At 73.2% G+C, this 24,044-nt stretch carries 20 protein-coding genes and 1 pseudogene; 13 read left to right on the top strand and 8 right to left on the bottom strand.

From position 1 onward, the window contains the following. Nucleotides 1-77: 77 nt before the first annotated feature. A pseudogene (locus tag ACK8HX_RS14730) lies at nt 78-908 on the bottom strand (IS110 family RNA-guided transposase); the annotation flags it as partial. A gap of 399 nt (nt 909-1,307) precedes the next feature. Here ACK8HX_RS14730 and ACK8HX_RS14725 point away from each other — a divergent pair. Both ACK8HX_RS14725 and ACK8HX_RS14720 read left to right on the top strand, forming a co-directional pair. Continuing rightward, entirely contained in the window at nt 1,308-5,969 is a 4,662-nt protein-coding gene (locus ACK8HX_RS14725) for a cell wall-binding repeat-containing protein (protein ID WP_411941477.1), read from the top strand. Nucleotides 5,970-6,111: 142 nt separating this feature from the next. Next, nucleotides 6,112-6,579: a GtrA family protein gene (locus tag ACK8HX_RS14720; RefSeq protein WP_411941476.1), complete on the top strand. Its 468-nt coding sequence runs from the start codon at nt 6,112-6,114 to the stop codon at nt 6,577-6,579. Between the two features lie 24 nt (nt 6,580-6,603). Here ACK8HX_RS14720 and ACK8HX_RS14715 read toward each other — a convergent pair whose 3' ends face one another. Next, nucleotides 6,604-7,605 (bottom strand): Gfo/Idh/MocA family protein, encoded by a 1,002-nt coding sequence (locus ACK8HX_RS14715; protein ID WP_411941475.1) that lies wholly within the window; start codon nt 7,603-7,605, stop codon nt 6,604-6,606. A gap of 264 nt (nt 7,606-7,869) precedes the next feature. Between ACK8HX_RS14715 and ACK8HX_RS14710 the strand changes: the two genes are divergently transcribed. Continuing rightward, a complete protein-coding gene (locus ACK8HX_RS14710; RefSeq protein ID WP_411941474.1) occupies nt 7,870-8,226 on the top strand; it encodes a GtrA family protein in 357 nt (118 codons plus the stop codon). On the opposite strand, the gene ACK8HX_RS14705 is transcribed toward ACK8HX_RS14710, so the two are convergent. From ACK8HX_RS14705 to ACK8HX_RS14695, 3 genes are all read right to left on the bottom strand, one after another. After that, a complete protein-coding gene (locus ACK8HX_RS14705) occupies nt 8,183-8,917 on the bottom strand; it encodes a class I SAM-dependent methyltransferase (protein ID WP_411941473.1) in 735 nt (244 codons plus the stop codon). The two genes, ACK8HX_RS14710 and ACK8HX_RS14705, sit on opposite strands and share 44 nt — an antisense overlap. Before the next feature lie 64 nt (nt 8,918-8,981). Continuing rightward, nucleotides 8,982-9,347, bottom strand: a complete 366-nt coding sequence (locus tag ACK8HX_RS14700; protein ID WP_411941472.1) for a DUF2304 domain-containing protein — start codon at nt 9,345-9,347, stop codon at nt 8,982-8,984. Further along, complete coding sequence (locus ACK8HX_RS14695) at nt 9,344-10,090, bottom strand: glycosyltransferase family 2 protein (RefSeq protein WP_411941471.1); 747 nt, start codon at nt 10,088-10,090, stop codon at nt 9,344-9,346. Before ACK8HX_RS14695 ends, ACK8HX_RS14700 begins: the two co-directional genes overlap by 4 nt. A 146-nt stretch (nt 10,091-10,236) precedes the next feature. Between ACK8HX_RS14695 and ACK8HX_RS14690 the strand changes: the two genes are divergently transcribed. Together ACK8HX_RS14690 and ACK8HX_RS14685 are read left to right on the top strand one after the other, a co-directional pair. Beyond that, nucleotides 10,237-12,063, top strand: coding sequence for a hypothetical protein (locus tag ACK8HX_RS14690; protein WP_411941470.1), 1,827 nt, complete (start codon nt 10,237-10,239; stop codon nt 12,061-12,063). Further along, the gene (locus tag ACK8HX_RS14685) at nt 12,060-13,757 is read left to right on the top strand and encodes a hypothetical protein (protein ID WP_411941469.1); all 1,698 of its coding nucleotides are present in this window, start codon (nt 12,060-12,062) and stop codon (nt 13,755-13,757) included. The genes ACK8HX_RS14690 and ACK8HX_RS14685 overlap by 4 nt, the downstream gene beginning before the upstream one ends. Nucleotides 13,758-13,782: 25 nt before the next feature. On the opposite strand, the gene ACK8HX_RS14680 is transcribed toward ACK8HX_RS14685, so the two are convergent. From ACK8HX_RS14680 to ACK8HX_RS14670, 3 genes are read right to left on the bottom strand one after another with little or no spacing between them, the layout of a single operon-like run. Beyond that, the gene (locus ACK8HX_RS14680; RefSeq protein WP_411941468.1) at nt 13,783-14,721 is read right to left on the bottom strand and encodes a glycosyltransferase family 2 protein; all 939 of its coding nucleotides are present in this window, start codon (nt 14,719-14,721) and stop codon (nt 13,783-13,785) included. A gap of 14 nt (nt 14,722-14,735) precedes the next feature. Beyond that, nucleotides 14,736-16,913: a hypothetical protein gene (locus ACK8HX_RS14675; protein WP_411941467.1), complete on the bottom strand. Its 2,178-nt coding sequence runs from the start codon at nt 16,911-16,913 to the stop codon at nt 14,736-14,738. After that, the gene (locus ACK8HX_RS14670; protein ID WP_411941466.1) at nt 16,910-18,385 is read right to left on the bottom strand and encodes a hypothetical protein; all 1,476 of its coding nucleotides are present in this window, start codon (nt 18,383-18,385) and stop codon (nt 16,910-16,912) included. Before ACK8HX_RS14670 ends, ACK8HX_RS14675 begins: the two co-directional genes overlap by 4 nt. 215 nt (nt 18,386-18,600) lie before the next feature. On the opposite strand from ACK8HX_RS14670, the gene ACK8HX_RS14665 reads away from it, so the two are divergent. The 8 genes from ACK8HX_RS14665 to ACK8HX_RS14630 form a co-directional block, all read left to right on the top strand. Beyond that, entirely contained in the window at nt 18,601-18,768 is a 168-nt protein-coding gene (locus ACK8HX_RS14665; protein WP_411941465.1) for a Flp family type IVb pilin, read from the top strand. 134 nt (nt 18,769-18,902) lie between these two features. Beyond that, complete coding sequence (locus tag ACK8HX_RS14660; protein WP_411941464.1) at nt 18,903-19,070, top strand: Flp family type IVb pilin; 168 nt, start codon at nt 18,903-18,905, stop codon at nt 19,068-19,070. A gap of 85 nt (nt 19,071-19,155) precedes the next feature. Next, nucleotides 19,156-19,329, top strand: coding sequence for a Flp family type IVb pilin (locus tag ACK8HX_RS14655; protein WP_411941463.1), 174 nt, complete (start codon nt 19,156-19,158; stop codon nt 19,327-19,329). Nucleotides 19,330-19,423: 94 nt separating this feature from the next. Continuing rightward, nucleotides 19,424-19,879, top strand: a complete 456-nt coding sequence (locus tag ACK8HX_RS14650) for a TadE/TadG family type IV pilus assembly protein (RefSeq protein ID WP_411941462.1) — start codon at nt 19,424-19,426, stop codon at nt 19,877-19,879. Next, entirely contained in the window at nt 19,876-21,111 is a 1,236-nt protein-coding gene (locus ACK8HX_RS14645) for a pilus assembly protein TadG-related protein (protein ID WP_411941461.1), read from the top strand. Before ACK8HX_RS14650 ends, ACK8HX_RS14645 begins: the two co-directional genes overlap by 4 nt. A 54-nt stretch (nt 21,112-21,165) precedes the next feature. Continuing rightward, nucleotides 21,166-21,972: a Flp pilus assembly protein CpaB gene (gene cpaB / locus ACK8HX_RS14640; protein WP_411941460.1), complete on the top strand. Its 807-nt coding sequence runs from the start codon at nt 21,166-21,168 to the stop codon at nt 21,970-21,972. Then, nucleotides 21,969-23,147: an AAA family ATPase gene (locus ACK8HX_RS14635; protein ID WP_411941459.1), complete on the top strand. Its 1,179-nt coding sequence runs from the start codon at nt 21,969-21,971 to the stop codon at nt 23,145-23,147. The genes cpaB and ACK8HX_RS14635 overlap by 4 nt, the downstream gene beginning before the upstream one ends. Further along, nucleotides 23,144-24,044: CpaF family protein (locus ACK8HX_RS14630; RefSeq protein WP_411941458.1), on the top strand; the 901-nt coding region annotated here is incomplete at its 3' end. The genes ACK8HX_RS14635 and ACK8HX_RS14630, both read left to right, overlap by 4 nt.

Below are 24,044 nucleotides of genomic sequence, written 5' to 3'. Positions count from 1 at the left end.
CTGTACTTCCTCGGTGCGGGCATGACTCCAGCCTCCCTGAAGAGGTCAGGACCCTCCACCAAACCCGGGGCGGTTCAGTTGCCGGTCTTGGTGATCCCGCCTTGGGCGCGTTTGTCGCCGCTGGAGTGTTCGGTGGGGACCAGCCCGAGGTAGGAGCCGATGCTGGCCCCGGTCAGCCGGTGCCAATCGCCGACCTCGACGGCGAGGGCGAACCCGGTCAGGGTGGAGATCCCTCGCAGGCACGTCAACCGGCGGGTGATGGCGGTGTACTCGCTGTCGGCGGCCATCGCGGCGATCGCCGCGTCGAGCCGGTCGCGGCGGACTAGGGCGGTGTGAACGCTCTCGTAGGCGGTGTCGAACGCGATGTGGGTACCGACCTGCTCGAACCGGATCTGTCGTAGCCAGGTGTCATGCGCGCGGGACCAGGCCTTCCCGCCGTAGTAGACGTGGCCGTGGCGCAGGAGCAGCTTGCCGACGCGGTGCCGGGCGCGCATCAGCTCGGCTCGTGCGTCTTCGCGGGCACGGACCAGGTCACGGGCGGACTCCTGTGCCACCGTTGGCACGGCGACCTCGGTGATCTCACCCAGACGCAGCAGGCGCGCAAGCAGCAGGGCGTCCTTGGCGTCGGTCTTGACCCGGTCCCCGGGCGGGCGGATCAGCTTCGAGGGGGCGGCGACGACGCAGTCGATCCCGGCCGCGGTCAACGTTCGGTAGAGGTCGAACCCGGTCGGGCCCGCCTCGTAGGCCACAGCCGCAGGCGCGGGCAGCCGCTGCACCCACGCCGTCACCACAGCCGGGTCCGGCACCAGCCGCTCGGTGACCACCTCACCGGTCACTCCGTCGATGGCCGACGCCAGCACCGATCGTGCGTGCACGTCCAGCCCGACACTCGTACGCTCATGGAACACCGGGGCCTCCCACAACTGTCGGATAGGCCGGGCAAGGGGCTTCTTGTCCGGCAACCCACGAACATGTGTGAGCGAGGCCCCGGCCCGCAACCCCCTCATGCCGAGGCGGTCACGTCATACCGTCTGAGGGCTCGCCCCCAGGACGCCCACGCGAGGCGCCGCCGGACCCGGTCCGGCGGCGCCTCGCCGCGTGTCCCGCGCTCCAGGTTCCGGCCTCGTCCGAACGGTCGACGCCGCGCGCCGAACGGTCGGACTTGCCAGCGAGGTCTTTCCGCAGGTCACCGGCCCTGTTTGACTGCCGCGGACGTGTGCCGCCCTGCCGCCGCCGACGCGGCGAGGGGCGAGCCTTCTCGACGAGCGGGGACAGATCTGATGCGACGCAGGGCCGTGACTCTGGTGATGGCGACCGTGGCCGTGCTGGGGGTGAGCACCGGCCTCGCGGCGACCCCTGCGACGGCGGCGCCGCCCGCGCCGGTCATCACCCTCCCGACGGCGGGCGCCGACTCCGCGACGAACCCGGTCCTCGGGTGGTCGGCCGTGAGCGGAGCGCTGCGCTACGTCGTGCAGGTCGCCACGCAGGACGACTTCGCCTCCGGTGCCGTGAAGTTCTCGGCGACGACGGCGAACACCTACGCGACGCCCGTCGCCGACCTCGCGGTCGGCGAGTACTGGTGGCGGGTGGCCGGCATCGACGGCACCGGCGCCACCGGGACGTATGCCACGAGCACCTTCACGAAGGTGACGGCGAACCAGCCCGTTCCCCAGACCCCGGCCGACGGTCAGGAGCTGCAGTACCCGAACGACGCCCTCGTGCTGTCGTGGGCGCCGCTCGCCGGCGCCAGGACCTACGAGGTCCAGATCGACGACGACCCCGGTTTCGTCGGGGCCGCCGGAGCGGTGTCGACGACGAACACGAGCTACACCCCGGTCATGCCGCCGTTCGGGACCACCGCCTACTGGCGGGTTCGGGCGAAGTCGACGCAGGGGGTCCCGACGCAGTACTCCGACGCACGGTCGTACCGCGTGGTCTGGCCGACGCCGATCTCCAGCGCGCCGGCCGACCGCTCGCCGGCGAACACGACGAGCCCCACGGTCGAGGAGGTCGTCCTCGACTGGAAGCCCCTCGCCGGCGCCAGCTCGTACCAGCTCCAGATCAGCCCCGACGAGTTCTTCAACAACCCCATCGGCGGCACCCTGGCCGTCAACTCCACGCGCTACTCCCCGAACCCGACCCTGCCCGCCGGCTCGTACTACTGGCGCGTGCGGGGGATGAGCACGGCCTCCTCGCCGGAGCCGGGCGCGTGGTCGACGCCCTGGGTGTTCACCCGCGCCTGGCCGGCCGGCCTGGCATCGTCGCGTCCCCGCGGCACCGAGTCCTCGAACGCCTTCAACCAGGTGGTGCTGACCAGCCCAGCGGACGCCGACTACACCCTGACCGAGCCGGTCCTCACCTGGCAGCCCCAGCGCGAGGCGGCGACCTACCAGGTGGACATCGGCACGGACGTCAACTTCTCGCCGCTCACGTTCGACACCTGCTACACGAACCACACGATCTTCTCCCCGTACGCCCACGTCGAGGGCGACGGCAGCGGCTGCAACCCGGTGAAGCTCGACCCGGGCCAGGTCATGTACTGGCGGGTCCGGGCCCTCGACGGGACGGTCAACGGCGTCTACAGCACGACGCGCTCCTTCCTCTACGACCCGACGCGAGTGGTGCCGGTGGCACCGGCTGACGGGTCCACCGTGAGCGTGCCGGTCCTGAAGTGGACCCCGGTCGACAACATCGCGAAGTACAAGGTCTCGATCGCCCCCGTGACACCCGTGGCCGGCTGCTCCGCCGTCACGGCGATCACCTACAACACCACCTACGTGCCCGAGGCGCTCTCCCTGCTGTGCACCGGCCAGATGCGCTGGACGGTGCAGTCGATGGAGGACGACACCGAGCTGAGCCGGCTGCCGGCCATCGCCGACTGGTGGACCTTCACGGTGACACCCCCGTCCTCGGCCGGCTCGATGGGCACCGTGACGACCACCCCTCTCGACGGCGTGCACCCGCCGCTGATGACCTGGACGCCGCGGACCTCCGCGACGAAGTACACGATCTTCGTCTCGGTCGCGGGGGCAGGCTCGTACACGGCTGCCAACATCGGCACGAACCGATCGGGCTTCTCGTACACGGGGGAGAACACGACGTGGCCGGACCTGCTGCTCCCGGGCTCGTACACGTTCTACGTCAACGCCTACGACGCCTCGAACAACCTCCTGGAGACCTCTCCGGTGGGGTCGTTCACGATCAGCTCGTGGCCGACCGCCCAGCTCCAGACCCCGAAGTGCCAGGCGGGTGTCGTCTGCACGCTGCACGACACGCCGCGCCTCGACTGGCTGCCCATCGCCAACGCGGGCAGCTACCTCGTGTACCTCGCGAAGGACCCCAACTTCACGAACATCGAGCGGGTCGACCGGACCGCCGTCAGCGAGCTGAACTACCTCGACTCGCTGGCCGACAGCCAAGCGGGTGAGTCCTACTACTGGTACGTCCGGCCCTGCGGCGGTGCCGTCTGCGGACCCTTCGACACCTCGGTGTTCCCGCTGGCGGGGGCGTTCCGCAAGGAGTCGCTGCCGGTCGAGGCGCTCTCGCCGAAGAAGTCCGGCGCGACGCCCCCGGTGGTGACCGACGAGGTGACGTTCACGTGGAAGGACTACCTGGCCACGAACTTCCCCCTCGACGGGCAGACCCCCATCGGGTCCCAGGTGCCCGAGACGGTGACCCAGGAGGCGTCGTCCTACACCGTCGAGGTGTCGACGACGGCGGAGTTCACCCAGGTCATCGACACCAAGACCGGGATCGACCAGACGACGTACACGCCGCAGCTGACCACCTACCCGGACGGCCCGCTCTTCTGGCGGGTCCGTGCGTTCGACGCGAGCGGCAACCCGCTGACCTGGAGCTGCGTGCCGGGCACGAGTCCGCGAGCGCCCCAGCCGGCGTGCAGCGACTTCGCGTTCACGAAGACGTCGACGCCGCCGACCCTCGTGACGCCGTCGAGCGGCAGCGCCGTCGACAGGGCACCCGCTCTCTCCTGGCTGCCCATGCCGTACGCGCGGACCTACGAGGTCGAGGTGTACTCGAACCCCGCCCAGGCGCTCAACCCGGCGAACCGCGTCGTCCTCATGACGACCCGGCAGACGGCCGCGATCGCCAACACCTCGCTGCCCGCGGGCGACTACGGCTGGCGTGCGCGTCGCGTCGACACGAACGCCCGTCCCGGCGCGTGGACGACCGACACCAACACCGGCCTGCGGCTGTTCACGGTCGCCGGTACGCCGCCGGCGCTCGTCAAGCCCGCCGCCGGCGCGACCGTCGCCGACAACGCCGTGCTCTTCGAGTGGGGCGCCGTCGCGGGCGTCAGCCGCTTCCGGGTGGACGTCAGCAAGGACAGCTTCACGACGACCCTCGCGACGGCCACGACCGACATGACCGCCTGGGCGCCCGTCCTCGCGGCCCGGTGGGCCGCCGGCCAGTACCAGTGGCGCGTCACGGCGCTGGATGCCGCCGGGCTCGCCCTCGCCACGTCGGCCACGCGCACCTTCTCCATCCTCACGCCTCCCGGCCCGCCGACCGCGGTGACGGCGACGGCGGGCGCGGCGCAGGCTGTCGTGTCGTGGACGGCCCCGGTCAACACCGGTGGTTCGACGATCACCGGCTACCGCGTGACGTCCTCGCCGGGCGGCATCACCGCGACGACGTCGGGCCAGACCACCGCGACCGTCACCGGCCTCACGAACGGCACGACGTACACGTTCACCGTCGTGGCGATCAACGCCCAGGGCGAGTCGGTGTCGTCGGCCGCGTCGAACGGGGTCAAGCCGCTCGGAGCCCCGGCGGCGCCGGCCGCCCCGACCGTGGCGCCCGGTGACTCCCAGGCCACCGTGTCGTGGACCGCGCCGGCCAACGGCGGGTCGCCCATCACGAAGTACACCGTCAAGGCCGAGCCCGGCGGTCGGACCGCCACGACCACCGGTGCCACCTCGGTGGTCGTCACCGGCCTGACCAACGGCACGGCGTACACCTTCACCGTCACGGCCACCAACGCCATCGGCACCTCGCCGCCCTCGCCCCCGTCGGCGGCGGCCACCCCGGGCTCGAAGCTGGCGGAGCGGTGGGCCGGGTCCGACCGGTTCTCGTCGTCCGCGGTGTTCTCGTCGAAGTCGTACGCACCGGGCGTGGCCGTGGCCTACGTGGCGAACGGCATGAACTTCCCGGATGCGTTGTCCGGGGCTCCCATCGCGGGCAAGACCGGTGGGCCGGTGCTGCTGACCCAGGCGGACGCCCTGCCCACCGTCATCAAGACGGAGCTCTCGCGCCTGAAGCCGCTCAGGATCGTCGTCCTCGGCGGGACCGGGGCGGTGTCCGCCGGAGTCGCGAGCCAGCTCGACGCGTACACGACCGGGGCCGTCGAGCGGTGGGCCGGCAGTGACCGGTTCTCGTCCTCCGCGGTCTTCTCGTCGAAGTCGTACGCGACCGGTGTCCCGGTGGCGTACGTCGCCAACGGGCTCAACTTCCCCGATGCGCTGTCGGGAGCGCCGATCGCGGGCAAGACCGGTGGTCCGGTGCTGCTCACCCAGGCGGGTTCGCTGCCCACCGTCATCAAGACGGAGCTGGCTCGCCTCAAGCCGCAGAGGATCGTCGTCCTCGGTGGCATCGGCGCGGTCTCGTCGAGCGTGGCGACCCAGCTGGACGGCTACACGACGGGCGCGGTCGAGCGGTGGGCCGGAAGCGACCGGTTCTCCTCGTCGGCGGTGTTCTCCGCGAAGTCGTACGCGGCGGGAGTCCCCGTCGTCTACGTCGCCAACGGGCTCAACTTCCCGGACGCGCTGTCCGGGGCGCCGATCGCGGGGAAGTCCGGTGGTCCGGTGCTGCTGACCCAGGCGGACTCGCTGCCCACGGTCATCAAGCAGGAGCTGGCCCGCCTCAAGCCGAAGCGGATCGTCGTCCTCGGCGGCACGGGTGCGGTGTCGGCCTCGGTGCAGCAGCAGCTGTCCGGGTACCTGGGCCTCTAGGGGCCCCGGGGGACGTGCCCACGGCCGGCCTCCACCTGACGGTCAGGTGGGGGTCGGCCGAACGGTCAGGACCGGACCGTGGGCCTGTCCGCGACGGGCCCCGGCTCCGTACGGTGGGGCTCGCGACGAGGGAGGAGGACCGATGACGCAGCTCGAGCTGACCGCAGTGGTCCCCCCGCGCCCCGCCATCGCCGGACTCCGCGAGCGATGGGCCGCCCTGCCGCTCGTCGTCCGCTACCTCGTCGGGGGGTCCGGGACGCAGGTCGTCTACCTGGGCGCCCTGGGGGCCCTGCTCCAGGCGCCGCTGCACTACATGGCCGCCCTCGCCGTCGCCCAGGTCGTGGCGATGGTCTTCGCGTTCCCCCTCTACCGCGGGGTGGTGTTCGCCAGCGACGGCCCGTGGCGCCGCCAGCTGCTCGCCTTCGCCGGCGTGTGGTGGACCGGCACGGTCATGAGCGTCGTCGGGGTCCCGCTGCTCGTCGAGACCGCCGGCCTGGACCCCCTTCTCGCGCAGGTGCTCGTGCTCGGAGTCGTCCTCACGTGGAGCTTCCTCGGGCACACCCGCCTGACCTTCCGCCGCCGCGCGGCGAACGCCGCCGCAGCCGGCTGAGCACGCGCGGACCACCCCGAGGGGTCAGCCGGCGACCTCGTCGAGCCTGACCGTCCGACCCGTCGTCGCCGACTCGAGGACGGCCTCGGTGACGCGGACGTTGGCGGTCGCCTCCGTCATCGTGACGACGTCGGCGTCGAGGCCGAGGACGGCATCCCGGAACTGCTCGTGCTCGACGCGCAGGGGCTCCGGCTTGGCCATCGCGTACCGGACGACGTCGCCCTCGGTGACGCCGTGGAAGTCGGCGACGAGCTCTCGGGGCTGTCGGACCCGTCCGTTGGCGAAGAACGTCAGGTCGGCGGTGAGGGTGTCGGCCACGTACGCACCGCGGGTGCCGGTCACGACCGTGACGCGTTCCTTGAACGGGGAGAGCCAGTTGACGAGGTGGCTCGTGATCGTCCCGTCGGCGAGCTGCCCGACGACGGCGACCAGGTCCTCGTGGACCCGTCCCGAGCGATGGGCCGTGCGGGCCGACACCGACACGAAGGGCTGCCGCGTGACCCAGGCGGTGAGGTCGAGGTCGTGCGAGCCGAGGTCGTTGACGACGCCGACGTCGGTGACCTCGGTGGGGAAGGGGCCCTGCCGCCGCGTCGCGACCTGGTAGAGGTCGCCGAGCCCGCCGTCCGCGAGGCGTCGGCGAGCCTCCCGCAGCGCGGGGTTGTACCGCTCGAGGTACCCGACGGCTCCGATGAGCCCACGCGACGAGAACGCCCTGGCGAGAAGGCCGGCCGTGCGCGAGTCGAGGGCGAGCGGCTTCTCGACCATGGCGTGGACGCCGGCCTCCGCGAGGGCGAGGGCGAGGTCCTCGTGCTCGGTCGCCGGCCGGACGACGACGCAGTAGTCGAGCCCGTGCGCGAGGAGGGCCTCGAGGTCGTGCACCACCGGCAGCCCGCCGGCGGCGTCGTGGACGTCACCCGCCGGGTCACCGACGGCGACGAGGTCGACCCCGTCGAGGGCGGCGAGCACGCGGGCGTGGTGCTGGCCCATCTCGCCGAGGCCGAACAGACCTGCGCGCAGCCGTCCCACCTCTCGACCTCCTCCGTGAGCCCGCGTCCGTGCGGCCTCAAGGTACCGGCCCACCGGTCAGCCCGGGGCGGGAAGCGCGCGCCCCCGCCGCGGGGTCGGGCCCGGTGCTCTACCGTGGCGACCGGGAGTCCTCGGCCGAGGACGCTCCTGCGTGGCGACCAGACGGGAGGACCGTTGTCCGACAACGCATCCCGTTCACGCGGCGGGGCGTCGAACGGCCCCGCCCCGGCACCCGGCGGGCTCCGCGCCACCCTCCCCGTCCTCGTGCGATACGCCCTCAGCGGCGTCCTCGCGCAGGTCCTCTACCTCGGCCTCATCGCCGGCGGGCTGGCCGCAGGCCTGCACTACCTCGTGGCGATCGTCGCCGCCCAGGCCGTCGTCCTGGCGGTCAGCTTCCCCGTCTACCGGCGGCGCGTGTTCCACTCGACCGGCCCCGTCGGACGTCAGCTCGTGACGTTCCTCGGCGTGTGGGGGGTCGGGGCGGCCATGAGCCTCGTGGGGGTCCCGATCCTCGTCGAGGTGGCGGGCCTGCACCCCCTGCTCGCGCAGGTGGTCGTCCTCGGCGTCATCTTCGTCTTCAGCTTCGTGAGCCACCAGCAGGTGACGTTCCGGCAGCGGTGACCGGCTCGACGTAGAACCAGTCCCCGAGGTCCTGGAGCGTCGCACCAGGACGGACGCCGGCCACGGCCTGCCACGACCACGGGTAGGGGAAGAAGTGCAGGTGCGGGTTGAAGCTGTAGCGGTACGGGCGCTCCTTGGGCACGACGACGACGACGTCCTCGCTCGCCACCCGCCGGAGCTCGGCGAGGGCGGCCTGGATGTCCTGCACGTGCTCGAGGGTGTGCGTGGTGACGACGACCTCGAAGGAGCCGTCCGGCCACGGCAGCCGCTCGGCCGGCGCCGCCTGCGTCTCGACCCCGGAAACGCGGAGGAGGGCGTCCGACAGCACGATGTCCGACGCCGTCACCGTCGCCCCCGCGGCGACCATCCGCTCGGCCAGCCACCCGCGCCCTGCCCCGACCTCGAGGACGCGTCGGCCGGCCACGACCTGGAGGATGGCGTCGGCGCAGGCGTCGTTGAGGTCGGTGTCGCCGTGCACCTCCGACCCCGAGATCCGGCGGTAGAACTCGGAGAACTCCTCCGGCGTCATCTCGAAGCCGCGCGCCTTGAAGTCGAGGAACTCGCGGTACTGACGGCCGAGGGCGAAGCGCAGCAGCGGGGTCATGAGGAGCCGGCTGTCGCGCACGACGGGTGGCAGCCCGTCGTCGAGGAGGTTCCGGATCCGCAGGGACGTCTCGCGCGACAGGGGCATGACGAAATGATGCCGTGGCAGGGTCGCGGACCGGCGGACCTCGGGGCCGACCGCGCCGACCGCGTCAGTCGGGTGGGGTCCCGGAGTCCTTGGGCGCCCCGGGCCCCGCGGTGAGGATCGCGATCTCCTCGGCGAGGCGGCGGGTCTTGGCCTCGAGGCGGCCGACCTCGTTGGCGAGCTGCATCGTGATGACGAGCAGGAAGAGGACCCCGACGAAGAGCACGAGGTTGAGCGGGACCCGGACGCCGAGGACGTCGGCGAGCCAGTAGAGCCCGGCCGGGTAGACCGCGAGGACGACGGCCCCGATCCCCACGACCATCCAGCCGAGCGCCAGGCGGCCCCGGACGTGCCGCCGGCGGACCAGCTCGAGGGAGAGCCCGAGGACGACGAGGCCGCCGAGGAGCCCCAGGACGTAGTTGTCGTCGGTCACGTCGCGGGCTCCTCGGTCGTCGGGCAGGGCCACCGTCGCACGAGTCCCAGCCCGATGGCGGCCAGCGCGCGCCCGAGGTAGACGACCGACCCGACGACCCCCTGGCTCGGCCGGCCGTGCTCGCGCGCCGTCATCCGCACCGGGATCTGCGTGACCGAGAGGCCGCACCGCCGGGCGATGACGAGGGCCTCGACGGTGTCGCCGAGGTACTCGGCCGGGTAGTTCTCGGCGAACACCCGCACGGCACGGGGGCCCAGGGCCCGGTACCCGGAGGTGACGTCGGTGAGGTGGGTGTGCAGGATGCGGGACAGAGCACGGGCCAGGGCGGCCATCGCGAAGCGCCGTGCGGCCCCGACGGCGTAGGGGTCGTCGCCCGCGAAGCGCGCACCGATGACGATGTCGTCGTCCGCCAGCGCGGCGACGAGCTCGGGGAGGTGGCGCGGGTCGTGCTGGCCGTCGCCGTCGACCTGGACGACGACCGGGAAGCCGTGGCGGACGGCGTAGGAGTAGCCGGTCCGCATCGCCCCACCGACGCCCATGGTGAACGGTGTCCGGGCGACGACGGCCCCGGCCGCCGCGGCCCTCGAGCCGGTGGCGTCCCCCGAGTGGTCGTCGACGACGAGCACGACGGCCCGGGGGAGGACGGCGAGGACGCTCGACACGACGCCGGCCACGGTGGCCTCCTCGTCGAGCGCGGGCACGACGACGAGGACGCGCTCGTCCCGCGGCGCCACGTCGGCCATCCCGGCCCCTTCCGTCGTCTGCCGTGGTGCTCGCATTGTGCCCGGGGGAGGCCGTCGCCGCAGGCCCATCGGTGGATCGGGGGCCGTCCGGCCGGGACGGTACCGATCTCCCGGACGTGGCCCGGTCGCCTGCCTACAGTGTCGGCATGACCGCAGGCTGGGCCGTGGCCGAGGAGCAGTCCGCGGGGACCTCGCCGGCGGACGGCGGGTCGCGCCACGGGCTCCTCGTCCTCGTCGTCGCGACGGTCCTCTCGCTCGCCGCCGCGGCCGCCGGGCTGCCCCTCGCGTGGCTGCTCGCCGGTCTCGTCGCGACCGCGGTCGCGCTGGGCGGTGGGATGCGGGCGCTCCCGACCCTGCTGCCGGCCGCCTCCGTGCTCCTCGTGGCTGCGACCACGGCCGGCCCGCTCGTGGCCGGCCTCGTCGGCGCCGACGTCCTCGACGGGGTCGCGGCCCATGCCGTGATGGCCCTCGGCGCGGTCCTGGCGACGGCCGCGGCGTGGTGGGCGGGCCGCGAGACCCGGCTGCGGGAGCCCGGGCTGCGTGGGGCCGGGCCCCGACTCGAGACGGCCCTGGTGGCGGCCCCGGCGGCCTTGTTGACCGCGCTCCTCGGCGTCGTCGTCGCCGGCGGTGACGCGCGGCTGTCGTGGTTCCTCTCCGGTGACCACCTCCGCCACGTGGGGCTCACGACCCGGACCGTCCTCGCCGGGAACCTCGAGTACGAGCGGCTGTCCTACCCCCACGGCTGGCACGCGGTCATCGCCGCGATGTGGGGGTCGACCGGCGCCGGGCGCGACGGGTCCGGCCTGCGTGACCTCGTCGAGGTGCAGGCCGCGGCCACGTGGGTCCTCCTCGTCCTCGTGGCCCTCTCCCTCGCGGCCGTCGCGGCCACGCTCGCCCGTGCGGCAGGCGTGCACGGGGCGCTCGTGGGGGTCGCCGGGCTCGTGGCCGGCGGCCTGGTCCTCGGGCCGGCGTTCTACGGCGACTACGTGCCCCGCGGGTTCGACACCACCCTCCTCGTGCTGCTCGTCCTCGCGGGGGCGGTCCAGGTGGCGGCGCGGGCCCCGGAGTCACGCGCCGCCCTCGTCGTCGCGGTCGCGGCCACCTTCGTCACCGCGCACTCGTGGCAGGTGCTGCTCGTGCCGGCGGGCGTCATCGTCGCGCTCGTCCTGTGGCGGCGCCGGCCGTGGGCCGGCCCTCGTCGTGACCTCCTCGGCGACGCCGCGGCCGTCGCCGTCGGTGCCGTGGGTTCGCTGCCAGGCGTCGTGGCCGCCGTGTCCGGGTTCGGGGTCGGCGCCGCCGCGGAGGCCGGGGACGTCCCCCCGCCGGTCCTCGGCTGGTCCGTCGCCGTGGTCGCGGCCTTCGTGGTGGTGCTGCGACGGCGCGACCGTGGGCCGGCCACCACCGCCGCGGCCGCGGTCGCAGCGACCGCCTTCACGAGCATCGGGCTCGCCGCCCTCGCCGGGGTGGGCCTCGAGTCGTACTACCCGAACAAGACGCTGTGGGTGGCGGTGGCACTCGGGCTGCCGGCGCTCGGTGTCGTCGTCGCGCTCGCCCTCGCGGCCCTCGACGGCCCCTCGGTCGCGCGCCGGGTCGGGTACGTCCTCGTCGGCACCGCCACCGCGCTGGCCGTGGCCGTGTCCGCGGCGACGCCCACCCTGGGCGTGCTCCGCGGCACGTGGGGTGGTGCCCGCCCCGCCGTCGTCCTGGGGCTGGTGACGTCGCCGGACGCACCCCGCGCCGCCGTCGTCTGGCAGGCCGTGGGCCCCGTCGACGACGCGACGGCCCAGCTCCTCCTCGACTTCTACACGGCCACGGCCACGACGCCACGGCTCGGACTCGCGGCCACGACGGCCGAGGAGCAGTGCTCCCTCCTGCGGGCGACGGCCCGGCCCACGGTCATCTCCGGCGCACCGGAGGCCGAGCTCCGCGCACGGTTCGCCTGCATCCCGGACCTCGAGGTCGTCCGGCCGTGACGGCCCGCGAGCAGACCCGGCCGGGGCTCGCCGCCGACCGCCGCGCCCCCGGCGCACGGCCACCGGCAGGGGGCGACGTCGCACCCGTCGCGGTCGTGACGCTCGCCCTCGTCATCCTCGTGTCGACCGTGGCCGGATGGGTCGGCCTGTCGCCGCTGCGGTCTCCGGGCGCGGCCGGTGGGCTGCTGCTCGTCGCGGTCGTGGCGGCGGCGGTGCTCGTCGTCCTCACCCGACCGCGGGCCGCTGCCGGAGGGACGCCGAGGACGAGCGCGGTCGTCCTCGCCCTCCCGGCGCTCGGGGTCGGAGCCGTCACGGCGGTGGGGGCCGTCCTCGGAGTCCCGCGAGGCATCGCGTGGTTCCTCAACGGCGACCACACGCGCCACCTCGTCTACGTCGCCGACACGTGGGCCCAGGGCGCGCTGTCGTACTCCGTCGAGAGCTACCCGCACGGCTGGCACGCCCTCCTCGCCGCCGGCTGGGCCGTCACCGGAGCCGGTCTCGACCCGGACGCCCTCGTGCGCCTCGTGCGGCTCATGGCGCTCGCGAGCCTGCTCCTGTCGGTCCTGCTCGCCCTGGCGATGGCGCACCTGGCCCACTCCGTGCTCGACCGGCTCGGAACCGGTGCCCGCGGGAGCGTCCTCGGCGGGCTCCTCGTCGGCGCCGGCTGCCTCCTCACCTTCGTCCTCGCCAACTACCAGGCCCTCGGGTACGAGAACTCGCTGCTCGCCGCCGTCGTCGTCGCGACGAGCCTTCGCGAGGTCGTCCTCCGGGCGGGCAGCCCGACCTCGCTCGTCGTGACCGGTGCCGGGGTCGTCGTCACCGCGCACGCGTGGCAGCTGCTCCTGCCCTCCGTCGCCCTCGCGGCCCTGTGGTGCGGCTGGCGGGCGCTCGCGGTGAGGGAGGGCGCACCCCGAAAGGTCCTCGTCGCGGTGCTCGCCCTCGGGGTGCCGGTGGCGCTGCCCGGCGTCCTGGCCGTCGTCCGTGCCGTGGGCCTCGACCACGCCGCCGAGGCGGGCCCCGACAGCCCGGTGCCGCTCCCGCTCGTCGTCCTCGCGGTGGTCCTGTCGGTCGCCGTCGCGGCCGTGGCACGCGACGCCGTCATCGCCTGCGCCGCCGTCGCGACCGCCCTCCCTGCCGCGACGGCGCTGGCGCTCTCGGCCGTCCTCGGGGTCGGGCTGCTCGAGTACTACCCGAGCAAGCTCCTCTGGCAGAGCGCGGTCCTCGGGCTGCTGTGGGTCGTCGTGGCGGGAGCCCTCGCCGGACACGGGCTCCTGACGCAGGCCCCGGCCGTCCGACCGGTCGTCCGCGTCGTCGGCGGGGTCGCGGCCGCCCTCTTCGTCCTCTGGGCCCTCGTCCTGCCGTGGGGGTCGCTCGTGGGCACCTGGGCCACCGTCGACGCGGCCCGGGTCCTCGCCGCCCTGCGCACCCCGGGGGCCCCGGACGCCACCGTCGTGTGGCTCCAGGCGACCCCCACGAGCGACTCGGTGACGCGCAGCCTGCTCGACGCCTACCGCGTCGGGGAGACCCGCGAGCGGATGCCGCAGGCGCGCCAGTCGGTCGAGGCCGAGTGCGTACTGCTCGGGGCGGCCGCGGCTCCCGTCATCCTCACCACGGCCTCGGAAGCCGAAGCGCGGCAACGGTACTCGTGCGCACCGGCGGCGCGTGTGGTGAGGGTGTCCCTGCCGCCGTCGTGAGCGGGCAGCAGGCGCCGCGACCCGCTCACGCGCGCGGCGCGGACTCCTGGATGTCGAGCAGCATCGCGAACAGGAGCATGTGCACCCCGCTGAGCAGCGGTGCGACACAGAGGATCACGGTGCCCGGGGAGGCGATCGGGGGGCCCAGCGTCTCGAAGAGGATCCAGGTGCCGACGAGCAGGCCGAACCCGACGAGGGCGAGCCCGCTGAAGAAGAGCAGGGCCACGGCGGAGAACGACTGCAGGACGTACTTCCACCACATCCGCGTCCAGAACCCGCGCACGAGCCGCATCGCGATGCGCGGGCCGACGGTGGCGAGGTTCATCCCCGACACCTCGGTGCCGTACCTCGCGGGCACCGGCACGTCGACCGCCGGGACCCGGAGGATGTTGAGGTTGATGAGGAGGTCGTTCTCGAAGTCGTAGCGCCGCGCGATCTGGTCCCACGGGATCCGCACGAGCGCGTCGCGGTGGATGGCGGTGTACCCGTTCTGGGGGTCGAAGAGGTTCCAGTAGCCGCTCGACGCCTTCGTGAGGAAGGACAGGACGATGTTGCCGAACACCCGCAGCTTCGGCATGCCCGCGAAGGACCCGCGCCCGTAGAACCGGTTGGCCTTGGTGAACTGCGCCCGTCCGGCGGCGATCGGCTCGAGCAGCGCCGGCAGGTAGTCTGGGTCCATCTGGCCGTCGCCGGCCATGACGACCATGACGTCGGCGCCGAGGTCGAGGGCGAGCCGGTGCCCGGCGAGGATCGCACCGCCGACCCCCTGGTTCTCGGCGAGGGAGATGACGTGGGTCCGCGCGTCGGCGGCCTCACGGGCCCGGGCGGCGGTGTCGTCGGGGCTGCAGTCGTCGACGACGACGACGAGGTCGACGAGGTCGGGCATCGAGGCGATGACGTCGGCGATGTGCGCCTGCTCCTTGTAGGCGGGCACGACGGCGGCGACGCGCAGGTCCTGGTACATGGCTCGTCCTCGGGTCAGGGGTGGATGGCGCCCGTGCGCGCCTGGTCGTGGAGGCTGACGACCCGGGTGGTCCCGGGCGCGGTGACGGTGAGGTCGGTGAAGCGGACGGAGACGCTGCGGTCGGCGGCGTTGCGCACCGGGTCGCCCTCGACCTCGATGGTCAGCCGCTGGTACCCGACCGGCGCCGTGAGGGTGAGGGCCATCGGCGTCGCGCGGCCGGCGACGGCGGTCACCCGGGCGAGCTCGCGGGTGCCGTCGCGGACGACGACCTCGCGGCTCGGCGACCCGAGAGAGGTCACGGAGACGCTGACCGCGATGCCCGTGACGGGTCGGTCCGAGAGGTTCGCCGTGGTGAGGCCCGACCGTGGACCGCCCTCCTGCGACACGGTGTCGTCGTCGACGACCAGGGCTCCCGAGGCCAACCCGACGAGGACGGGGGACAGGAGCCGCTCGCGGTCGGCCTCGCTCCCGGTTGCCTCGGGCAGCGCCCACGCAAGGAACCGCTGGCTGTCGGGCGTCCGGGCCACGGGCTCGCCCAGCCTCCCGGTCAGCCGGGCGACGGCGGGCTCGTCGAGGGCGACACCCGCCGTGTCGACCTCGACCGCGCAGAACCCGGCGGCCCGGAGCCCGGTGACGAGCGCGGTCGGGTCGGACAGCTCGAGCCCGAGGGGCCAGTCGCCGGCCCGCGTGCCGCTCATCCCGCCATGGCTGAAGGACAGCGAGCGGGTGACGAGGTGGGGAAGCAGCTGGGCGTTGATGTCGTACCCGGTCGGCAGCACCCCCTCGGGGAAGCGCATCACGGGCAGCTGGAGGACGCCGCACTCCCCGCCGGTGGCCCGGGTCAGGTCCTCGGTGTAGGTCCGCAGGTCGTCCATCCGTGCGGCGTTCGCGACGTAGTCGGGCGCCCGACGGGGGTTGGTCTGGTCGAGCACCCCGACGACGAGCACACCGCAGGCCAGCGCGGATGCGAGGAGCCGCGCACGGCGACGGTCGAGCCAGTGGCCGACCGCGAGGAGGCCGAGCAGGAGGATGACCAGGGAGAACCGGGACCACGTGCGCAGCTGCGGGGTGGCGAAGAGGGCGACGACACTGCCGAGCCCACCCGCGGTGTAGAACAGCCCGGCGACGACGGCCAGAGCCGACCACACGGCGAGCCGTGACACCGGCACCCGACGCGTCGCGAGCGCCTGCAGTCCCACGACCAGCAGGGCCACGGCCCCGACCAGCCCCACGGCGCCGAGCGCCAATGTCTCCGGCACCGGCTTCCCGGCAGCCTGGTAGGTGGCGGTCAGCGACGCGAGGGCGTCGATCCGGTGTCCCTCCCAGGGCAGGACGAGGTCGATGACGCGGCCCGCGTAGCGCTCGGACTCCAGCGGGCTGCGCGTCGCCGGACGTGGTCCGGTGAGGACGGTTCCGGACATCCCGACCCTGGCGGCGAACAGCGGGACCGCGGCCACGGCGCCGACGACGGCAGCGGACACGAGCCCGCCTCGCCACCAGCCGCGCGATCGGCCTGAGCCGGCCCGCAGCACGAGGGCGGCCACGAGCAGGATGACGGTGAACCCCGCGTAGTAGGCCCCGCTCATGCCGACGAGGACGAGCGCGACCACCTGCAGGACTCGTCGAGGGCGAGACCCACCCACGCCGGGGTCGAACGGACCGGTCCCACGGAGGACGGCGAGGACGACCCAGATGGCCAGGGGCAGCGTCCAGTACGACGCCAGCCACAGGTGCTCGAACCGCTCGGCGTGGTAGGGCGCCGCGGCGAAGAGGACAGCCACGACGACGGCCGCGGGCGCCCGGAGGCGCTCGCTGCGGGCGAGGAGGTACGTGGTCACCGCGACGAGGGGCCACCCGAGGAGGAAGTAGAGCGCCGACGCCGTGGCCGGCCCGGCCCCGAGCAGGCCGAGGAGCTTCACCCCGATGACGTGCACGACGTCGAGCTCGGGGAAGAACGAGGCGTTCTGGCCGAGCGGGAAGCCCACCTGCGCGTTGCTCCAGAACCAGCCGTGCCGCACGATCTCGTCGACCTGGGTGAGGACGAGCGGGGCGTCGCCGACCACGGACACCGGCACCCCCGGCCGCCACTCCCAGAACCGCAGGGACAGGAAGCCGACCGCGAGCGCGAGGGCCGCGGACGTGCCGGCACCCACGGTGTCCGGGCCACGGCGCCAGCCGTGCGGGTCCCTCACGGCCTCACCCACAACCGGAAGTCTGGGTCCTCGGCCGCGACGCGCCACGCAGGCTCGCCCGCGAGGGCGGCGTCGAGCGGTCGGTCGCGGTCGGCCAGCACGGCGGTGACGCCGTACCGGTCGGCGAGGCCGGACCAGCCCGCCTCGGCCTCCTGGAAGCGCTCGTAGTCGGTGGCGACGGGCACCGAGTAGACCTCGGCCCGGAGGTCGCGCAGCGGGCGCCGGTCGGGGTGCGCCCACTCGACCCAGCCGACGGCCTTGCCGTCGACGGCGAGCACGGCGTCCGGGGGCAGGACGGCCACGGCGGCGGACACCCGCTCGGAGACGGGCGGGCCGAAGGGCGTCGTCGCGACGTGCCAGCCGCCGACGGCGAGCAGGACGCCCGCCGCGAGCGCCCACCCCATCCACTCGCCGGGCACCCGGGCCCCGCGGGCCGAGGGCGTGGCCCCGCTCGGGTCGTCACGACCCGCACGGGCCAGCCGTCCGCCGAGGTCGTCGAGTCCGTGGGCGAGGGCGGGCGCGAGGACCACCGCGGCCGTCGCGATGGTCCGCACCATCGCGAGCGCGAGGACGAGGGCAGCGGCCACGGACAGCACCCGGGTCCAGCGCCGCCGGCGGGAGCGGACGACGCCGAGGAGGGCGAGCACGCACGCCACGAGGACGACGAGGAGCAGCGGGTTGCCCGGGGTGGGCCGCTGCCACTCGTTGGCGGTGAGCCCGGCGACCGAGGAGATCCGGAACGGCTCGAGGACGGCGGCGGTCCCGAGCGGGGTCGCCGCTGCTGCGGCCACGGACAGCACCGGCACGGCCGCGACCAGGACCAGGCGCCGCCCGGTCCAGCGGCGGTCGAGGGCACCGCCGACGAGGACGACGACGCCGGCGCCGATGCCGACGAGCCACGAGCCGTGGACCGTGGCCCACAGCCAGGTCAGGGGGACGACGACCCACGGCACGCGTCCGCGCTCCGAGGCCCACCACCAGGCCGCCACGACGAGGGCGAGGAGGACGACGCCCGCGAGCTGGGGGCGCTCGCCCCACGCGGCGGCCGCACCGAGCATCGTCAGGGCGGTGGCGAGCAGCGACGCCCCGGGGCCGGCGACCGCTCGGCTCGCCAGGAGGACGGCGGCACCGAGGGCGAGGACGAGGAGGAGGCGGGCGGCCTCGATGCCGGTCGTGCCGGACGCGTCGTGGACGAGCGACATCGCGACCTGGGCGAGCCACTGGGTGGGGACGTAGGTCCGGTCGGCCAGCGCGGCCATGGGGTCGGGAAGGGCACCGAATCGCTCGCCCGCACGCAGCAGCTCACCGGTGCGCAGGTGGAGCCAGAGGTCGACGTCCGGGGTCGTGCGCACCCGCAGGAGGAGGGCGGTGACGAGGCCCGCCGCCACGGCGGCCAGCCAGGTGGCCCGCGTCGGACGGCGCCGGGGGATCGGGGCAGCGGACGTGGCGGGCCGTGCGCCGTCGTCCCTCATGGCCGTCCCCTCGCTCGCCTTCCATCGTGCGCGACCCACCGTAGGTGCCGGTCCCGGGGGCCACGCAGCGACCCGCTGGCCATCGGCCGTTCGGCCCCCCATGGATGGCCCCAATGTCCGGCGAGTCGGGGATGCACGGGTGATGGTGGATGTGCTGGCCCCTCAGGAGGATGTTCCTGCACCTACCGCATGCCCCTCGAAAGGAAACACCAGCCATGACCAAGGCTCTCGTCAAGCTCCAGTCCCTCCGCTCCGAGAAGGGTGCGACCGCCGTCGAGTACGGCCTCATGGTCGCCCTCATCGCGATCGTCATCATCGCCGCCGTCGCCCTCGTGGGCACCAACCTCGACCTCCTCTTCGACGAGGTCGCCGCCAGCCTCTGATCCACCCGGATCGGATGGTCGTCCGGCTCCGGACAGAGCCGGGGCCGGACGACCACCAGGGCGTCGGACAGTCGAGCGCCCGCCACCCACCACCACCGCAGGTCGGACCTGCGCAGGGGAAGGAAACACCCGTCATGACCAAGGCACTCGCCAAGCTCCAGGCCCTCCGCTCCGAGAAGGGTGCGACCGCCGTCGAGTACGGCCTCATGGTCGCCCTCATCGCGATCGTCATCATCGCCGCCGTCGCCCTCGTGGGCACCAACCTCGACCTCCTGTTCGACCAGGTGGCCGCGAGCCTCTGATCCCCGGGGACCAACCGGCGCCGGCCGCTCCGGGCGGCCGGCGCCGGTCCGTTTCACGACCGCGGCACCGACAAGGAGACCCGCCATGACCCTTCGCTACCTCCGCCGACTCCGGTCCGTGGTCACCGGTGAGACGGGTGCGACCGCCGTCGAGTACGGCCTCATGGTCGCCCTCATCGCCCTGGCGATCTTCGGCGGCGTGTACCTGCTCGGCCCGGCACTCGACGCCATCTTCGACGAGGCCGCGGCCTCGCTCTGACCTGCCGTTCCACCGCCCGATCGGGCTACAGACGCGCGCCGCAGGCGTGTGTCACCATTCGACCCGCATGACCGCCACGCAGAGGAGGGGTGACATGTCCGGTTCCGCACGCTCCCGTGCTGCTGGTCCGCGCACCCTCCGCGAGCGCGGCGCGGTCGCGGTCGAGATGGCGATCGTCCTCCCCCTGTTGCTCCTCATCATCGGCGGGATGATCGACCTGGGGCGCCTCTTCTTCGTCCAGACGATGGTCACCAACGCGGCCCGCGAGGGCGCTCGGATGAAGGCGCTCGGCTACACCGACCTCAACGCGACGGCGCGGGTCAACGCCGCCAGCCCCGCCGTCAACTCCGCCTCGGAGTTCTACGGCGGACCGTTGGCGATCTCGTACGTCGCCTGCCCCGCGGCGCCCACGGTGACGTCCGCGGGGGCCGCCACGGTCACGACGACCAACTTCGACTGGCTGGTCCTCGGCAACATGGCGAAGTGGTTCGGTGCCACGGCCACCGCGCCCCAGCCGACCTCCACCGCGAGCATGAGGTGCTACGGATGATGACCCAGCGCAAGGAGCGTGGCGCCGTCGCCACGATCGTCGTCACCCTGCTGAGCATGGGGGTCGTCCTCGGCCTCCTCGCGATCTCGGTCGACGTCGGTCGCCTCATGGTCGAGCGCCGCCAGCTCCAGAACGCCGCGGACGCCGCCGCCAACTCCCTCGCCCTCAGCTGCGCGCGCGGGGTGTGCGTCGCCGGCGGCGAGGGACCGGCCGGCACCCTCCAGACGCTCACGAACAACAACGCCCGCGACGGCGAGCACACGATCGCCCTGCAGTGCGGCCGCAACGCCGGCTCGCTCCCGACCTGCCCCGCCAGCTCGTACGCCCTCGAGGACTGCCCCCCGCTCCCGCCGGCCTACGCGTCGGCGACGACGCTGCCCTACGTCGAGGTCCACACGACAACGCGTTCCGGCGGGGCCGGCGCGATGCGCAACTTCTTCTCGGGCGCCAACGGCAACGAGCAGTCGACCACCGTCCACGCCTGCGCCCGCGCCGCCTGGGGCCAGCCCGGCAGCGGCACGGCGACGACGCCGATCACGATCTCGGTCTGCGAGTGGCAGACGATGACCGCCGGCGGGACGTCGTGGGTCGTCGACCCGCCGTCGGGCGCCTGGCCCGGCTACGGCGGCGCCGGCCAGCCGCCGATGCCGGGTGGCTTCACCGATCCGAACACCGCCGGGCGCGAGCAGATGTTCACCCTGCACGACCCGTCGAAGCCCCCGTGCAGCTACAACGGCAAGGACACCGCCGGTGGCTTCGGCTACCTGGACCCGACCGGGTCATGCGAGGCCACGGTGTCGACCGTCAACGGCGTCGACATGTGGTCGAACATCGACACCGGCAGCTCGGCGACCGGTGACTGCCAGACCAAGCTCGCGAACCTGTGGGCCAGCGGTCCCGTCGTCGACATCCCGGTCTTCGACTGCATCGTCAAGAGCACGACGGGCACGCCGACCGGTGGTATCGCCGGCAAGGACTGCACGGGAGCCGGCGGCTCCGGCGCCATCTCCTACTACCACATCGTCGGCTGGGCGAAGTTCTACCTCAGCGGCTACAAGATCGGTGGTGGCCCCTCGACGGAGCGGGCGGCCCGCGCCAGGGGCATCGTGCCGTGCACCGGCGCGCAGCGCTGCCTGTCCGGGTGGTTCGTCAAGGGTGCACTCTCCTCCGCTCCCACCATCATCCCCGGCGGACCCAACCTCGGGTCCTACGCAGTCGTCCCCCTCGGGTAACCCGAACCAGCTTCAGTCCCAACGGTTTCCGACACTCACACCGAAGGCTTTCTCATGGGTAAGCGCATCCTTGCCATCGTCACGGCGGCGGCCATCGCCCTCGTCGGCGCGGTCCTCGTGCTCCTCTACGCCCGCGGCGCGGACAACCGCGCGGTCGCGGCCGCGAGCCCGGCCACGGTCTACGTGTCCAACGGGGTCGTGCCCGCCGGCACCTCCCTCAAGGAGGCCCTGCGGCTCCAGCTGCTCACGCGCACCCAGACCGCGGCCCGCTCCGTGCCCGCCGGCGCACTCCAGACGGTGACGCCCGAGAAGGAGCCGCTCGTCGCCCTCACCGACATCCCGCCGGGGCAGTACGTCCTCGACGCGGCCTTCGGCGAGACGGCGATCGGTGAGAAGGCGATCCAGGTCCCGCCGGGCAAGCTCGCCGTCTCGGTGCAGCTGAGCGACCCCGCCCGTGTCGGCAACTTCGTGACCCCGGGCAGCATGCTGACGATCTTCGCCAGCTACAAGCTCAAGCAGCTCGACACGAGCGACGAGTCCAAGGTCTTCAACGAGCAGGACGTCCGCGGCACCTCCGTGCTCCTCGACAACATCCAGGTCATCGGCATGGGCAACGACGCGCTCCAGGCCGGCCAGCAGGGCCTCAACAACGGCGTCGAGGGCGAGGCCGCCGACGCCGCCGAGCAGGCCCAGCAGGCCCCGAGCTTCCTCGTGACCCTCGCCGTCACCCCCGAGCAGGCCACCCGGCTCGTCCACGGCATCAACCAGTACGTGCTCTACGCGGGTCTTCGGGGAGCCGAGGTGAAGGTCGACCCGAAGCTCTCCACCAACGACATCCTCATCGCTCGGGACATCCAGTGAACATCCTCTGGGACACCGATCCCGACGCGCTCGAGAAGTACCGGTACGCGCTCGGGACGGACACGCAGGCCCTCGAGTCGGCCGCCATGGTCGCCCGGGTGCTCCACGACAACGTCGGGGTGCAGCAGGTCGTCATCGGTCCCGACGTCGCGCTCGATCCGGCCTGCGAGCTGGCCGAGGCGGCGCGCCTCGACCGCCCCGAGCTCGGCGTCATCCTGCTCCGCCACCGCGTCGACGTCACGACCCTCAGCCAGGCCCTGCGCAGCGGCATGCGCGAGGTCGTCACGGCCGAGGACACGACCGCGCTCGCCGACGCCCTGCGCCGCAGCCGCGACCTCACCTCGCGGCTGCTCGGCCACGCGGCCGGCGGGAGCGGCGGACCCGAGGGCCACATCGTCACGGTCTTCTCCGCCAAGGGCGGGGTCGGCAAGACGACCCTGTCGACGAACGTCGCGACCTACCTCGCGTCGGTCGGCCACAAGACCCTCCTGCTCGACCTCGACCTCAGCTTCGGCGACGTCGCGATCAGCCTCCAGCTGATCCCGACCAAGTCGGTGTTCGACGCCGTGGCGATGAGCGGGCACCTCGACGACCAGGGCCTGCGCTCCCTCGTCACGACCCACGAGGCGAGCGGGCTCGACGTCATGTGCGCGCCGAACGACCCCGGGGACGCCGACCGCATCCCGGTGAACGTCGTGACCGAGATCCTCAAGGTCGCCCGGCAGCACTACGAGTACGTCATCGTCGACACCCCGCCCTCGTTCACCGAGCACGTGCTCGCCGCCTGCGACATCAGCAGTGCGCTCGTGCTCATCGCCACCCTCGACATCCCCGCGGTGAAGAACCTGCGCGTCGCCCTCGACACCCTCGACATGCTCGGGAGCCCGAAGGACGCGCGGATCATCGTGCTCAACCGCGCCGACACCAAGGTCGGGCTGCGGCCCGACGACGTCGTCACGGCGATCAAGACCCCGATCGCCGTCAACATCCCGAACTCGATGACCGTGCCCGCCTCGGTCAACCGGGGGGTCCCGATCGTCGCCGACGACCCCAAGGGGCCGGTGAGCGCGGCGATCCGTGAGCTCACTGACATCCACATCCGCCAGCGCTTCGGCGAGACCCTCAACGGGGCCGAGACCACCGGGCGCAAGAGTCTCTTCAGGGGGCGCAGATGAGCCTTGCCGACCGTCTGGACAACGCACGCCGCAGCTCGGAGCCCGCCGCCGCGGCAGGTCCCCAGCACAGCTCGGCCACGGCCCGCCGCCGGGTCCACGACCCGTTCAGCGACGTCAAGGGCCGCGTGCACCAGGCCCTCATCGACAGCCTCGGGCCGCGCCTCTACGACCCGCACCTGCCCGAGGCCGACCTCGCGGCCCAGGTGCGCCAGTCGCTGCAGGAGACCATCGACGCCGAGCAGACCCCGCTCTCGCACGCCGACCGCACCCGCATCGCGCAGGAGGTGTCCGACGAGATCCTCGGGCACGGCCCGCTCGAGCCGCTGCTGCGCGACCCGGAGATCACCGAGATCATGGTCAACGGCGCCGACTCCATCTACGTCGAGCGCTCGGGCAAGATCTACCCGGTCGACGCGCACTTCAGCAGCGAGGCACACCTGCGCCGCGTCATCGACAAGATCGTCGGCCGGGTCGGGCGCCGCATCGACGAGGCGAGCCCGCTCGTCGACGCGCGCCTGCCCGACGGCTCCCGCGTCAACGCCGTCATCGCCCCCATCGCGCTCGACGGCGCGATGCTGACGATCCGGAAGTTCTCCGCCGACCCCTACACCGACGCCGACCTCATCGCGTTCGGCACCATCTCGGTCCCGGTCCGCGACTTCCTCAAGGCCTGCGTCATCGGCCGCCGCAACATCATCATCAGCGGCGGCACCGGCTCCGGGAAGACGACGACGCTCAACGTCATCTCCTCCTTCATCCCCGAGGACGAGCGCATCGTCACCATCGAGGACGCGGCCGAGCTCCAGCTCCACCAGGACCACGTGCTCCGCCTCGAGTCGCGCCCGTCGAACATCGAGGGCAAGGGCATGATCGCGATCCGCGACCTCGTGAAGAACT

Origin of the sequence: Oryzobacter faecalis (assembly GCF_046764005.1) — a bacterium.
Classification (GTDB): Bacteria; Actinomycetota; Actinomycetes; order Actinomycetales; family Dermatophilaceae; genus Oryzobacter; species Oryzobacter faecalis.
This window is presented reverse-complemented; position numbering and strand designations above follow the sequence as displayed.

Excerpts from the sequence above, each read along its gene's own strand:
- ACK8HX_RS14725 (WP_411941477.1), top strand. The coding sequence starts at position 1,308 with ATGGCGACCGTGGCCGTGCTGGGGGTGAGCACCGGCCTCGCGGCGACC.
- ACK8HX_RS14720 (WP_411941476.1), top strand. The coding sequence starts at position 6,112 with ATGACGCAGCTCGAGCTGACCGCAGTGGTCCCCCCGCGCCCCGCCATC.
- ACK8HX_RS14705 (WP_411941473.1), bottom strand. The coding sequence starts at position 8,917 with ATGCCCCTGTCGCGCGAGACGTCCCTGCGGATCCGGAACCTCCTCGAC.
- ACK8HX_RS14695 (WP_411941471.1), bottom strand. The coding sequence starts at position 10,090 with ATGGCCGACGTGGCGCCGCGGGACGAGCGCGTCCTCGTCGTCGTGCCC.
- ACK8HX_RS14690 (WP_411941470.1), top strand. The coding sequence starts at position 10,237 with ATGACCGCAGGCTGGGCCGTGGCCGAGGAGCAGTCCGCGGGGACCTCG.
- ACK8HX_RS14680 (WP_411941468.1), bottom strand. The coding sequence starts at position 14,721 with ATGTACCAGGACCTGCGCGTCGCCGCCGTCGTGCCCGCCTACAAGGAG.
- ACK8HX_RS14670 (WP_411941466.1), bottom strand. The coding sequence starts at position 18,385 with ATGAGGGACGACGGCGCACGGCCCGCCACGTCCGCTGCCCCGATCCCC.
- ACK8HX_RS14665 (WP_411941465.1), top strand. The coding sequence starts at position 18,601 with ATGACCAAGGCTCTCGTCAAGCTCCAGTCCCTCCGCTCCGAGAAGGGT.
- ACK8HX_RS14660 (WP_411941464.1), top strand. The coding sequence starts at position 18,903 with ATGACCAAGGCACTCGCCAAGCTCCAGGCCCTCCGCTCCGAGAAGGGT.
- ACK8HX_RS14655 (WP_411941463.1), top strand. The coding sequence starts at position 19,156 with ATGACCCTTCGCTACCTCCGCCGACTCCGGTCCGTGGTCACCGGTGAG.
- ACK8HX_RS14650 (WP_411941462.1), top strand. The coding sequence starts at position 19,424 with ATGTCCGGTTCCGCACGCTCCCGTGCTGCTGGTCCGCGCACCCTCCGC.
- ACK8HX_RS14645 (WP_411941461.1), top strand. The coding sequence starts at position 19,876 with ATGATGACCCAGCGCAAGGAGCGTGGCGCCGTCGCCACGATCGTCGTC.
- cpaB (WP_411941460.1), top strand. The coding sequence starts at position 21,166 with ATGGGTAAGCGCATCCTTGCCATCGTCACGGCGGCGGCCATCGCCCTC.